The following is a 12597-nucleotide window of genomic DNA, read 5'->3' as shown; positions in this document are numbered from 1 at the left end:
CCGGAATATCGCGTTGTCTTATGCAGCTATACTGAACAAACCGTAACAACTGCATAAGAGCCACAAGTGTTGCCAAACTGCCGCGCACGCTTTCCCTTGGGGGAGCCGGCGTGTTTGCCTGTCAATCCACTGCGATTATTTGGAGACACGCCCTTCTTCGCCACATGTGTCACACGCCGTGTCGCCCTCGTCGCTGATCGAAAAGACCGTGAAGCTGCCGCAGGATTCACAGCCCTGTTCGAGATAGGCGGGCGATTCGAGTTCCTCGGTTTCGGCGTCGAGTTCGGCTTCAGCCTGCTTTTCGGCGCGGCGCTTGTCGAGGATGACGATATTGTCCGGCAGGTGGCCGCGTGAGAAGCCGCGCGAGATGATCTGGGCGGCTTCCTCGGTGAACTCGGCAGGCTCGCGTGTGGCGTCGCCTGCGCCCCGGCCGAGACCGTCATGCGTGACGTCGACTTCGGCGAGATCGTCGCGGCCGAGATACGAGACGGCGAGTTCGCGAAAGATGTAGTCGAGGATCGAGGTGGCGCGGGTGATCCGGTCATTGCCCGTGACCTGGCCGGCCGGTTCGAACCGGGTGAAGACGAAGGCGTCGACATATTCTTCCAGCGGCACGCCGTATTGCAGGCCGATGGATGTGGCGATGGCGAAATTGTTCATCAGGCTGCGGAAGGCGGCGCCTTCCTTGTGCATGTCGAGGAAGATTTCGCCAAGATTGCCATCGTCGAATTCGCCTGTGTGCAGGTAGACCTTGTGGCCGCCAACGGTGGCTTTCTGGATATATCCCTTGCGCCTGTCCGGCAGGCGCGTGCGCGCGGCAAAGCGCGGCTCGACGAATTCAGGCGAAGCCATGGGCGTATGGGCTTCTTCGGCGAGTTCTTCAGCGAGGACGAGAATATGCTCCATCCGGTCGCGGACCTCATCAGGTGGTGGCGCGCGGTGGCCAACGAGGTGGGCGGAGAGGCCGTCTGCGATGGCGGCTTCGGCCATGTCGAGCCCGGCGCGCGCACCGACGGAAACGACCACACCGCCGCCGAGCGCCTTGTTGCACGCCGCCGCGAAACGGATTTCATCGTCCGGGCTGATATCCACGATGAAGCCGCATTCGACCAGCGCGCGGGCGGCAATGGCTTCGCCAGCGCCATCAATGGCGGCTTCCGCCCTGGCAATGTCGGCGCGCGAGAAGCCCATGGCGGAGAGGACGCCGCGTCCGTCGGCATCGAAATTCTCGGGCGTCAGTTTCAGGTCATGCGAGATGATCTCGTCGCCCAGTACCCAGCGGGAGAAGGCGGCGTTGAGGGGCAGACCTTCGCCGAGTGCCCGGCTGACCCGGTCGAGCGCCGCTTCGGTGAAGCCGCGATCGCGCAGGCGTTCCCGGCCGAGCGAGCTTTCGAGATCCTGCACGCCGGAATTGGCGATCCGGTCGAGGACAAGGGGCAGGGATTCAGGCGAGCGGGATGCGAGACCGATACGCGCGGCACGCGACAGGCTGGGCGCGTCGTCGCCATAGGTGAGTACGGCGCGCACCGGGGCTGCGCCGTCGCTGTCACAATCGGGCAGGGCCAGCATGGGATCGGATACCGGCAGGATCAGGACGCGGCAGGCGCGTTTGCTGCCCGTCTTGCGCGGCTCGATGTTCAGGGCCCGGGAATGGGCGGCGCTGAAGGCCGTGCCGGTCGCGGCCGAGCGCACGAGCGCCGAAAGCGCTGCGCCCGCTGCGATGCCTGCGTCGGAAGCATAGTCGAGACCAAGCGCCATGACGGCGGCGCCAAGGCCCGAGAGAAGGAATACGCCGTCCTTCATGCCGGCTGCAGCGGTTTCGATGGCCGAGACGAGGAAGCCGTCCTGAAAGCCATCCGGGCTGACGGCCTGTGACAGGTCGACGAGGCGGGCAGGCGCATCGCCGGCGGGCAGGGCATCCTGCAGGAAGTAGATTTCGCCGCCTTCCTTGAGGGCTGCGAGCAGGGAGGGTTCCAGCGCGATATCGAGGGGGCGGGCCGCAAAGACAGCCGGGGGAGGGGCAGGGGTGTCGACCGCGGCAGCGCGCAGGGCGTCTGCGGTGCGCAGGATGCCGCCGGGCAGGCGGAGCGCCTCTTCCAGCAAGTCCTGCGGCAGGCCGGCGGCTAGCGCCTCGGCCAGGTCGGCATTGCGCGGGGCGGGGCCGAGGCGCTCTAGCATCTCGGCGAGGGCGAGTTGCGAGACGCTTTGCAGGCTGGCGGCGGAGGCCGCAGCGGCGAGGTGGTCCAACGCGACAGGCGTCATGTCACCCGGCATGTAACCGGCGGCGCGGCAGAGGATGCCGAACGGGATTTCAGGTGAGAGGAGGCCGTCGGATTCGGCGGCGATCAGGATTTCGTCCCGGCTCTGGTCAGGCATAAGCGGCTCCTTCGCGAATCACTCACGCAGAGCGTGACGGGTGAGCGGGGCGGCTTCAACTGTCTTGCGCGGTTTATTATGGCCGGAAGGCGGGTTTCGCGTCATTCATTGCCGGATTCGCTTGCGATCAGGTCGGCCGTGCCGTCCCCGTTGGCATCACTGAGAGCCAGCCCGACCGAGAATTCCGGGCCATAGCCGGAAACGGGCTCGATCAGGATGCGAAAGGGGAGGTCATAGGGGGCTTCGCCCATGAAGTCCGGGCCGTCTGACGGGTGGGCCATGCCGGTGATGTCAACAAATTCGGTCATGGCCGCGAGTGAGCCTTTTTGCGTGAACTGGCCGGCGCCGTTGCCGGCAAAGAGGCGGCTGTCACCGCCGGCGGCATAAAGCGCGATATCGATCTGCCCGTCGCCGGTGAAGTCATCAAGGCCGATCTGTACATAGGTTCCGGCGCTGCCAGTGACCGGGAGCGGCGTGAATTCCCCCCAGCCATTGTTCAGGAGGACGAGGCTGTCCTGCCCGTCCATGCCGCCGAGGGCGATATCCGTGTCACCATCGGCGTCAATATCGGCGGCGGCGATGCTGACAGCGCCCGATTCGGTGCCGGGCAGGGGCGTCGCGAGGTAAAATCCCCCGATTCCGTTGCCGCGCATAAACAGGCTTGCGCCTGAACGCCGGGAGATGACGAGGTCCGGGGCGCTGTCGCCGTCCATGTCGGCGAGGGCGGCATTGATCGGATCGCCTTCCGGCCCACCTGCCAGCGTGAATTGACCCGCGCCATTGTTGAGGGATGCAGGAGCGGGCTGTCCATTCTGCACTGTGGCACTGTCTGCCCGGACGGTTTCCGTGTCGAACGCGTCAACATAGAACCATGGCGAGACCTGAAAGTGTTGCGGCGGCGGGGGCGATTCCGGCCGGACCTGAGACTGGGCATGTGCGCCTGCGCTGGTGGCGAAGAGGAGGGCGAACGCCGCGCATCTGTCGTTCACGATCATGCGATACTGTCCTTTGCCAGAGCGTGTAGAGGCAGATGCTAGGCGAGAAAGGCGGCCGAGTCAGCCCGATCTGCCTGTCATTCCGGGGCGAAAGTCTGCATCCGGCCGATGTCGTGCATTGCCTGCCTGCGCGGTCTGGATTAACAGCCCGAGTAACGCCATATTGCGGCCATCAAGTCACGTCAGGACGGGCAAACAATGCTGAATCAGATTTTCACCTGGTGGAGCGGTATTACCGTGGGCGCCTCTTTCGATATCAAGCGGCGCAGTGGCTATGTCGGCACCGATGAATACGGCAATCGCTATTTCGAGGACCGCAAAGCCTCCATCGAGGGCCGTCGTCGCCGGTACGTTATCTACAAGGGCCTGGCCGAACCGTCGAAAGTACCTGCTGACTGGCATGGCTGGCTGCACCATACGGTGAACGAGCCGCCGACGCACATGCCGCTGGAGCGGCGCGACTGGGAAACGGATCACATGCCCAACATGACGGGAACACCCTATGCGGTGAAGCCGAAAGGCAGCATGTCGAGCGGCGGAACACGCCAGAAATCTGATGATGATTACGAGGCGTGGACCCCCGATGCGTGAGTCTGTCTTTGAAACCCTCGTAGGCGGTCTGGTTATCCTTGTTGCCGGTATATTCCTCTGGTTTGCGCTGGCGGTTGGCGGGGACGGCGAGGTCAAGGGTGACCAGTACAGTGTGCTGGCGCGCTTCAATAATGTGTCAGGCATTTCCCGCGGCTCCGATGTGCGCATCGCGGGCGTCAAGGCAGGTGTGGTGAAGTCTATCGAGGGCGATCCGGATCGGTTCGAAGCGATGCTGACCCTGTCGCTCGACAAGAAATGGGAACTTCCGGACGATACGGACGCGCGCATTTCGACCGATGGCCTTCTGGGCGGGTCCTATATTGCGTTGGAGCCGGGCGGCGGATTTGACACGATTGCCCAGGATGGCACCGGCGAAATCATGTATACGCGCGGCAGCGTTGACCTGTTGACCCTGTTCGCCTCCTTTGCGGGCGGTGGTGGCGGCGATGCCGCATCGGCAGAGGTGCAACCGGCTGACGAACCCGTAGGCGAACCTGCATCTGCGCCTGCACCCGAGCCTGTGGCGCCGAAAAAGCCGGAGGTGAAGAAGCCTGCCGAGCCTGCGCCACAGCCTGTCGTGACGCCTGAGCCCGATGTCACCGAGACGCCTGCTGAACCTGAGGCCACGGATACGCCCCCGGCTGCGGACCCCTATCCGGTGGACGATCCCGATCCTGCCGGAGATGATGGCCAATGATCCGACTGCTGGCTGCAACTATTATTGGCCTGAGCCTGTTTGGCGGCGCACACGCGGCGACATTCGCGCAGAAGGACACAGCAACCCTGCGGGCCCTGGACAAGATCACCGGGCGGTCGACCGATATCGATGTCAAAGTCGGTGAGCCGGTTGTATTCGGGTCGCTGAAAGTGGAACTGAAAACCTGCTACCAGACGCCGCCTGAAGAGGCGCCCGAAAGCGCCGCTTTCCTCAAGATCCATTCGACCCAGCCCGTGGCGGTTGAGACGATGGAAGCCGCCGTGTCAGCAGAAGGTGTCGAAACGGTCAATGAAGCGAACCCGGAACTGTTCTCCGGCTGGATGTATGCCTCGTCGCCGGGCCTGAGCGCCCTTGAGCACCCGGTCTATGATATCTGGGTGATCCGCTGCACGGCGCCCGATCCGGTGAAGCTGCCTGCGCCCGTCACGACGCCGGACGATGAGCCGATGCTGGACGACGTGCCGCCATCGCTCGATACAGAGCCAACGCCGGAATAGAAGTTCGCCTCGACTGTCAGGGCTTTGCGCAGGCGTTCCTTGAACTGAGCGCGGGTGATTTCGATCAGGCCGAATTGTTCCAGATGTGGATTGTGGAATTGCGCGTCGAGCAGCGTGAACCCGCCCTCGATGAGGCGGGCGGCCAGATGGACCAGCGCGATCTTTGATGCGTCCGTGGCTCGCGAAAACATGCTTTCACCGAAGAAAGCGCCTCCCAGCGCCACCCCGTAAAGCCCGCCAACCAGTTGGTCGCCGTCCCAGCATTCCACAGAATGCGCATGGCCTTCACGGTGCAGCGCGCTGTAAAGGTTGAGGATGGCGGAATTGATCCAGGTGCTTTCCCGGCCGCTTGTTTCCTCTGCGCAGTATTCCATGACCCGCGTGAAGGCGGTGTCGGCGGTGACGCGGTAGGGCTCACGGATGACGGTCCGTTTCAGGCGGCGTGGAATGTGGAATGCATCCAGAGGAAGGATGCCGCGCATGTCGGGATCGACGAGAAAGAGGTTCGGATCATCGCGCGCATCGGCCATGGGGAACACGCCCCGCTGATAGCAGGCAAGCAGATCCTGGGTTCCAAAGCGGGACGACATCAGCTGAATATGAATCTCGTCGGCGCGCCTGTCCATGGGGCAGGCGACAAGGGTTTTGAAGAAGGCTTGCGGCCTATTCGACGGTGATCTTGTTTTCCGCGAGGAATTTTTCGAGCCAGTGGATATTGTAATTTCCAGCCAGAACGTCCTCGTTTTCGACCAGGCGGCGATGCAGGTCTAGCGTGGTGAAAACGCCGCCGACAACCATCTCTGCCAGTGCGCGGCGCAGGCGCATGATGCATTCGCGGCGCGTGCGCCCGTGCACGATGAGCTTGCCGATCAGCGAGTCGTAATGGGGCGGGATTCGGTATCCGGCATAGGCAGCGCTGTCGAGGCGCACATCCGGGCCGCCCGGCGCGTGGAAATCGGAGATCAGGCCGGGGGATGGCACGAACGTCTCGGGATGTTCGGCATTGATCCGGCACTCGATGGCATGGCCGACAAGCATGACGTCTTCCTGACGGAAGGACAGGGTCTTGCCTTCGGCGATGCGGATCTGCTCGCGCACGAGGTCGATACCGGTGATCATTTCGGTGACCGGGTGTTCGACCTGAAGGCGGGTGTTCATTTCGATGAAGTAGAACTTGCCGTCCTCGTAGAGGAATTCGATCGTGCCTGCGCCGCGATAGCCGAGCTTTTGCATGGCGCGGGCGCAGATGCCGCCGATGTCTTCGCGCTGGGCCTGGTTGAGGGCCGGGGAGGGCGCCTCTTCGAGGACTTTCTGGTTGCGGCGCTGGAGTGAGCAGTCACGCTCCCAGAGATGGGCCACGTTGCCATGGGTGTCGGCGATGATCTGGATTTCGATATGGCGCGGGCCTTCGAGATATTTCTCGAGATAGACGGCATCGTCACCAAAGGCCGCCTTTGCTTCGGTCTTGGCGGTTTTTACCGCGTTTTCGAGATCGGCCTCAGTACGCGCGAGTTTCATCCCGCGTCCACCGCCGCCAGCGGAGGCTTTCACAAGGACCGGGAAGCCGATCTTCTTGGCGGCCTTCTTGGCCTCGGCAATGGATGACAGGGCGCCCTCGGAGCCGGGCACACAGGGGACGCCAGCCTCGATCATCGCCACCTTGGCAGCGATCTTGTCGCCCATGATGCGGATATGTTCAGCCGTCGGGCCGATGAAGGCGAGGCCGTGTGCCTCGACCATTTCGGCGAACTGGGCGTTCTCCGACAGGAAGCCATAGCCGGGATGGATCGCGTCAGCGCCCGTGATTTCGGCGGCGGCCAGGATCTGGGATTTCTTCAGGTAGCTTTCAGACGAGGGCGGAGGGCCGATGCAGACGCTTTCGTCAGCAAGGCGCACAGCCATGGCGTCGCGGTCTGCGGTCGAATGGACGACGACCGTCGAGAGGCCCATTTCCTTGCAGGCGCGGTGAATGCGCAGGGCAATCTCGCCGCGATTGGCGATCAGCACCTTCTTGATCGTGCGTTGCTCGGCCATGACTATTCGATCAGGGCCAGCGGCTCACCAAATTCCACCGGCTGGGAATCGGTGACGTAAAGCGCTGTCAGCGTACCGGCGCGGTCGGCCTCGACCGGGTTGAAGGTCTTCATGGCCTCGACCAGCATGAGCGTGTCGCCCTTTTTGACCTTGTCACCGATATTGAAGAACTGTTTCGCGCCGGGCTCGGGGGCGAGATAGACGGTTCCGACCATGGGCGACTTGATGGCATTGTCGGATACGGCAGGCGCGGCGGGGGCGGCTGCAGCGGCGGCGGTTGCAGCTGGTGCTGCGGCGGCTACAGGGGCCGGGGCGGCGGCATACTGGGCCGTCTGCATCACAGGAGCCGCAGGTTTGCTGACGCGGATGCGCAGGCCTTCATGTTCGATTTCGACTTCGCCGAGATCGGCTTCCCGCAGGATGGCAGCCAGTTCCCGGACAAGGCCGGTGTCGAGTTTTGTCTTTGCAGTACTCATGGGACGCTAATTATCTCCTTGGCCCGTCAGGGACTTGGCTGCCAGAAGTGCAAGCTCATAACCATACGCGCCGAGGCCCGCAATCGTAGCTTTTGCAACAGGTGCAACATAATTCACATGGCGGAAAGCCTCGCGCGCCGCCGGATTCGACAAGTGCACCTCAATCACTGGCACCTTGCAGGCCCGCAGGGCGTCATGCAAGGCCACAGATGTATGTGTATAGGCGCCCGCATTGAGGATAAGGGACGACCCTTCCCGGGAGGCTTCCTGTACCCAATCCACCAGTTCGCCCTCATGATTGGTCTGGCGCGCCTCGAGGGGCACGCTGCCGCAGAGTGTGCGCAGGCGGGCATGGATATCTTCGAGTGTTTCGTGGCCATAAATCTCCGGCTCGCGCGTACCGAGCAGGTTGAGGTTTGGCCCACCGAGAACATATATCGGTCTAGACATGGGCCCCGTCTTGCTCTGGAACGCCCGGCAAGGCAAGGGGCTTTGAATTGGAGGCCGCAGACATGCAGATCACACTGAATGGTGAGGCACGGCAGGTTAACCAGGGCACGACCCTGTCAATGCTGCTGGAAGAGTTGTCCGAGGCCACGGGCCGCGACCCGCGCGGGATCGCCGTGGAGCGCAATCTGGAGATCGTTCCGAAGTCCGAACATGCCTTTACCGTGCTGGAAGAAGGCGACCAGCTGGAGCTAGTGCAGTTTGTGGGGGGGGGCTGACAGGGACGGGGAGTTGACGGACGGGGACAAGGCGGCCAGATCTGCGGACATGACTGACACACCTTTGACGATTGCCGGAAAATCCTATTCCTCCCGCCTTATCGTGGGCACGGGCAAGTATGCCAATTACCAGCAGAATGCCGATGCGGCACGGGCAGCGGGGGCAGAGATTGTCACTGTGGCGCTGCGCCGGGTGAACCTGTCGGACCCGGGCAAGGAAATCCTGACCGATTTCGTCAAGCCGGATGAGTTCACTTATTTGCCCAACACGGCTGGCTGCTACACGGCCGACGAGGCCGTGCGGACGCTGCGGCTGGCGCGGGAAGCGGGCGGATGGAACCTGGTGAAGCTCGAAGTGCTGGCCGACCAGAAGACGCTCTATCCGAACATGCCGGAGACGCTGACCGCCGCAAAGGCGCTGATCGCGGACGGGTTCGAGGTGATGGTCTACTGCTCGGATGATCCGGTTTACGCGAAAATGCTGGAAGACGCCGGCTGTTGCGCGATCATGCCGCTGGGCAGCCTGATCGGATCGGGCCTTGGCATCATGAACCCGGTGAACATCCGGCTGATCGTTGAGCAGACGCGCGTGCCGGTGATCGTGGACGCGGGTGTGGGTACGCCATCCGATGCAGCCGTCGCGATGGAGCTTGGCTGTGATGGCGTGCTGATGAACACTGCGATTGCGGCGGCCAGGGACCCGATCCTCATGGCGAGCGCGATGAAGCATGCCGTGATTGCCGGGCGCGAGGGGTACCTTGCGGGACGCATGCCGAAAAAGATGTATGCCGATCCGAGCAGCCCTCTCGCCGGGCTGATCTAGTTGCGCGCTGCCGTCATTGGCGCGGGACCGGCCGGGCTGATGGCGGCTGAGACGCTGACCGCGCGGGGCGTGGATGTCGACATTTATGACGCGATGCCGAGCTTCGGACGCAAGTTCCTGATGGCGGGCAAGAGCGGGCTGAATATCAGCCATGCAGAAGAGCGTGGCGTGTTCCTGTCGCGTTATCGGGGCAATGCGCTACTGCAGGATATGGTGCGGGCGTTCGGGTCGGCGGAGATTGTGGACTGGATGGCGAGGCTGGGCATTGCCGCGCATACGGGGCCGACGGGGCGGGTATTTCCGGAAATGATGAAGGCCTCGCCGCTGCTGCGCGCGTGGCTGGTGCAATTGCAGGAATCGGGAGCGGTGCTGCATGCCCGCCATCGCTGGCAGGGATGGGATGGAAACGGGGCGCTAGTGTTCGGGACGCCGGTCGGGGAAGTGACGGCAAGTCCCGATGTGACAATTCTGGCGCTGGGCGGGGCGAGCTGGAAACGTCTTGGATCGGATGGTGCGTGGGCGTCTGTTCTGGCCGCGAAGGGGATTGATGTGGCGCCGTTCGGGCCATCGAATTGCGGTTTCCATGTCGAATGGTCTGATCACATTCGGGAGAAGTTTGCCGGGGCTCCGGTCAAGTCTGTTCGTCTGTGGGCAGACGGGGTAGAGACGCGATCCGAATTCGTGATTACGCAGCGCGGGGTTGAGAGCGGCGGCATCTACACGCTGTCAGCGGCGCTGGTGGATGAGCTGCAGCGGGCAGGCACGGCGACGCTGTTCGTGGACCTGTTGCCAGATACGGACTTGCCAGCGATTGCTGCGAATCTGGTGCGGCCACGGGGCAAGCAGTCCATGGCCAATCATTTGCGCAAGAGCCTGGGCCTGTCAGGCGTGAAGCTGGCGCTGCTGCATGAGACAGCCGACGGGGCACTGCCCAGCGAGCCAGAGGCGCTGGCGTGGCTGATCAAGGCCGTGCCGATCCGGATTAGCGGTACGGCACCGCTGGACGAGGCGATCTCGACGACCGGCGGTGTGGCGTGGGCGGCGCTGAATGATGGGTTGATGGTGCGCGAAGTGCCGGGCGTGTTCTGCGCCGGCGAGATGATTGACTGGGACGCGCCCACGGGCGGCTATCTCATCACTGCCTGCCTGGCGACCGGCAAGGCAGCTGGCGAGGGCGCGTCAGACTGGCTTCAGGCCCCCAGCCGGTAGACCTTACGCGCCGTGCCGCTGAACATTGCGGTCTGGTCGGCGTCGGAATAGTCAGCGGCGATTTTCTTCAGGCCGTTCCAGAGGACATGATAGCTGATCGACAGGCGGTCGACGGGGAAGTTGCTTTCGAACATGCAGCGCTCCGGGCCGAAACACTTGATGGCATGGTGATAGTAGCGGGCCTGCGCCGCGACGAATTCGTCGGACGTGGGCGGTGTGGCGCGCGTATTCCAGCCAAAGCCATTGTCGGGCATTGCCAGGCCGCCAAGCTTGGCGAAGACGTTCCTGTTTTCGGCGACGACGGCGATATCGTCTTTCCACTGGGCGAAAATCTCTTCGCGCTTGCCGGCATAGGGGCCGACGCCGATGGGTGTGCCGAAATGATCGAGCACCATTGTTGTTTCCGGAACGGCTCGGGCGAGATCGGCGAAATCGAGGATCTGGTGATGATAATTCCAGGTGTCATAGGTGAAATTGCGCTGGCCAAGGCGCGCGACGCCGCGGCGGAAATCAGTGTCGCGATAGAGGCCCTCCGGCGCCCGGCCGGGGATTGAGAAGATGTCCTTGTGGGGATCAAAAGAGCCCGCGTGGCGGATGCCGCGGAACAGGCCGTTGCCGGCCGCGACATGCGCGTCGAGAACTTCGTCGAGGCTGGCGCCGCGCAAGTCGGCATGGCCGATAATGCCTGCAATGGTCGCCTTGCCCGGGTCTGCGGCAGAGCGGGCGGCAGCGGCTGCGACGAATTCCGTTTCGCCGATGGGTTTCAGGCGGTCGGGCCCGTCCGTGCGATAGGCGGAGCCGCACTCCATGAACACGGTCTGGGTGACATTGTGGCCGTCTTCAGTGTCGGACCAGAGCTCCTCAAGGTCATAGCTGAGGTGGGGTTTCGGCCAGAGGTGATGGTGGGGGTCGATAATCTCGCGGTCTGGGTCGATGACCTCTTCGCGGACCTGTGCGAGCCATTCATTATTGTTGAACATGCGTTCCTCCTGCCTTGTCGCCAGCTTCTGGCGAGCTGTGGCGCCTATTCAGGCGCAATGCGGCGGCGAGGCAAGGGGTGGCGCGGGGTCAGGCCTTTACGAGGCCGATCTCGCGGAGGCGTTCCATGAGATAGTCCTGCGCGGTGATGGGTGGTTCAGGTTCGCCGCCTTCGGCCACGCAGCCTGGCAGGGCTTCGATCACGACATCCTGGTTGAAGTGCAGGAAGAAGGGCGTCGAGTAGCGCGGGAACTTGGCGCGTTCGGGCGACGGGTTGATGACGCGGTGGGTGGTCGAGGGCAGCACGCCGGCGGTGAGGCGCTGCAGCATGTCGCCGCAATTGATGACCAGGGCATCGGGCGGCGGGTTGACCGCAAGCCATTCGCCGGAGCGGTGCTTGACCTCAAGGCCAGCCTCCTCGGCGCCGAGCAGGAGGGTGATGACGTTGATGTCTTCATGCGCGCCTGCGCGGACGGTGCCTTCCGGCGGCGGGTTTTGCTGCGGCGGGTAGTGGAGGAGGCGGAGGATGGAGTTGCCCATCTCGACGCGGTCTTCGAACCAGAGCTCATCGAGATCGAGATGAAGGGCGATCGCGCGCAGGAGATTTCGGCCCATTTCGTCCAGCGCATCGTAGAGCGCGCGGGTAGCCTGATCGAAATCCGGGATTTCCTCGACGCTCGGCGTGTCGGCCATGGTCTCGCGATAAGGCGAGCCCGGCGGCAGGAGTCGGCCCGTGTGCCAGAATTCCTTGAGGTCGGCCTTCGCCGCGCCCTTGGCATTCTCGGTGGCGAAGGCGGTGTAGCCGCGCTGGCCGCCGCCGTCGCGGCCGTCATAGGCCATTTTCGCAATGTCGGGCATGGCGAAAAAGGCCTTGGTGACACGTAGGTTTTCGTCGATGACGCGCTGGTCAACAGGGTGGCCTGAGATCACGGCGAAGCCTGTCTCGCGGAAGGATTGTCCCAGCGCTTCGGCAAAGGCGGCCTTGTCAGTGCGCCAGAGCGCGTAAGGGATCGGTTTGAAATAATCGGTCATGGAAATGTTTTGCCAGATTGCGGACGGAGCGAAAAGGCATTTCAGCCGAGGCCCGCTGCGCTCCAGTGTCCCGGATGCGGATTTAGGGACTCTACGGCATTTTGGCCCGGCCTTCCATCGCAGGTTAACCTGGGCCGTCCGCG

Annotated in this window: 13 protein-coding genes and 1 pseudogene; 6 read left to right on the top strand and 8 right to left on the bottom strand. The window is 63.2% G+C overall.

The window, feature by feature from the left end:
* Positions 1-135: 135 nt before the first annotated feature.
* Positions 136-2376 (bottom strand): hypothetical protein, encoded by a 2241-nt coding sequence (locus tag ACQ66M_RS01560; protein WP_430401491.1) that lies wholly within the window; start codon positions 2374-2376, stop codon positions 136-138.
* Between the two features lie 101 nt (positions 2377-2477).
* Positions 2478-3371 carry an FG-GAP-like repeat-containing protein gene (locus tag ACQ66M_RS01555; protein ID WP_430401490.1) on the bottom strand — a complete coding sequence of 298 codons (894 nt, stop codon included), beginning with the start codon at positions 3369-3371 and terminating at the stop codon, positions 2478-2480.
* 198 nt (positions 3372-3569) lie between these two features.
* Between ACQ66M_RS01555 and ACQ66M_RS01550 the strand changes: the two genes are divergently transcribed.
* The 3 genes and pseudogenes from ACQ66M_RS01550 to ACQ66M_RS01540 all read left to right on the top strand — a co-directional run.
* Positions 3570-3962 (top strand): NADH:ubiquinone oxidoreductase subunit NDUFA12, encoded by a 393-nt coding sequence (locus ACQ66M_RS01550; RefSeq protein WP_430401489.1) that lies wholly within the window; start codon positions 3570-3572, stop codon positions 3960-3962.
* Entirely contained in the window at positions 3955-4659 is a 705-nt protein-coding gene (locus tag ACQ66M_RS01545; RefSeq protein WP_430401488.1) for an MlaD family protein, read from the top strand. The genes ACQ66M_RS01550 and ACQ66M_RS01545 overlap by 8 nt, the downstream gene beginning before the upstream one ends.
* Positions 4656-5009: pseudogene (locus ACQ66M_RS01540) on the top strand (DUF2155 domain-containing protein); the annotation flags it as partial. The gene ACQ66M_RS01545 and the pseudogene ACQ66M_RS01540, both read left to right, overlap by 4 nt.
* Positions 5010-5044: 35 nt before the next feature.
* Here the strand turns inward: ACQ66M_RS01540 and aat are convergent.
* The 4 genes from aat to aroQ all read right to left on the bottom strand — a co-directional run bounded on the left by aat (position 5045) and on the right by aroQ (position 8137).
* Entirely contained in the window at positions 5045-5767 is a 723-nt protein-coding gene (gene aat, locus ACQ66M_RS01535; RefSeq protein WP_430401487.1) for a leucyl/phenylalanyl-tRNA--protein transferase, read from the bottom strand.
* A gap of 73 nt (positions 5768-5840) precedes the next feature.
* Positions 5841-7211: an acetyl-CoA carboxylase biotin carboxylase subunit gene (accC, locus tag ACQ66M_RS01530; protein ID WP_350174957.1), complete on the bottom strand. Its 1371-nt coding sequence runs from the start codon at positions 7209-7211 to the stop codon at positions 5841-5843.
* 2 nt (positions 7212-7213) lie between these two features.
* Positions 7214-7687: an acetyl-CoA carboxylase biotin carboxyl carrier protein gene (accB, locus tag ACQ66M_RS01525; RefSeq protein ID WP_350174956.1), complete on the bottom strand. Its 474-nt coding sequence runs from the start codon at positions 7685-7687 to the stop codon at positions 7214-7216.
* 6 nt (positions 7688-7693) lie between these two features.
* The gene (gene aroQ / locus ACQ66M_RS01520) at positions 7694-8137 is read right to left on the bottom strand and encodes a type II 3-dehydroquinate dehydratase (protein ID WP_430401486.1); all 444 of its coding nucleotides are present in this window, start codon (positions 8135-8137) and stop codon (positions 7694-7696) included.
* A 62-nt stretch (positions 8138-8199) separates the two neighbouring features.
* Here aroQ and thiS point away from each other — a divergent pair, with 62 nt between their 5' ends.
* From thiS to ACQ66M_RS01505, 3 genes are read left to right on the top strand one after another with little or no spacing between them, the layout of a single operon-like run.
* A complete protein-coding gene (gene thiS / locus ACQ66M_RS01515) occupies positions 8200-8412 on the top strand; it encodes a sulfur carrier protein ThiS (RefSeq protein ID WP_430401485.1) in 213 nt (70 codons plus the stop codon).
* Positions 8413-8461: 49 nt separating this feature from the next.
* Positions 8462-9235: a thiazole synthase gene (locus ACQ66M_RS01510; protein WP_350174950.1), complete on the top strand. Its 774-nt coding sequence runs from the start codon at positions 8462-8464 to the stop codon at positions 9233-9235.
* Positions 9236-10444 carry a TIGR03862 family flavoprotein gene (locus tag ACQ66M_RS01505; RefSeq protein ID WP_430401484.1) on the top strand — a complete coding sequence of 403 codons (1209 nt, stop codon included), beginning with the start codon at positions 9236-9238 and terminating at the stop codon, positions 10442-10444. It begins immediately after the preceding gene.
* Here ACQ66M_RS01505 and ACQ66M_RS01500 read toward each other — a convergent pair.
* Together ACQ66M_RS01500 and ACQ66M_RS01495 are read right to left on the bottom strand one after the other, a co-directional pair.
* The gene (locus tag ACQ66M_RS01500; RefSeq protein ID WP_430401483.1) at positions 10426-11424 is read right to left on the bottom strand and encodes an amidohydrolase family protein; all 999 of its coding nucleotides are present in this window, start codon (positions 11422-11424) and stop codon (positions 10426-10428) included. The two genes, ACQ66M_RS01505 and ACQ66M_RS01500, sit on opposite strands and share 19 nt — an antisense overlap.
* Before the next feature lie 88 nt (positions 11425-11512).
* Positions 11513-12454 (bottom strand): isopenicillin N synthase family dioxygenase, encoded by a 942-nt coding sequence (locus tag ACQ66M_RS01495; RefSeq protein ID WP_430401482.1) that lies wholly within the window; start codon positions 12452-12454, stop codon positions 11513-11515.
* Positions 12455-12597 lie beyond the last annotated feature (143 nt).

It is taken from the genome of Hyphomonas sp. (genome assembly GCF_965284475.1).
Lineage (GTDB): Bacteria > Pseudomonadota > Alphaproteobacteria > Caulobacterales > Hyphomonadaceae > Hyphomonas.
The sequence above is the reverse complement of the archived record's forward strand: the minus strand, read 5'-3'. Positions and strand labels throughout refer to the sequence as shown.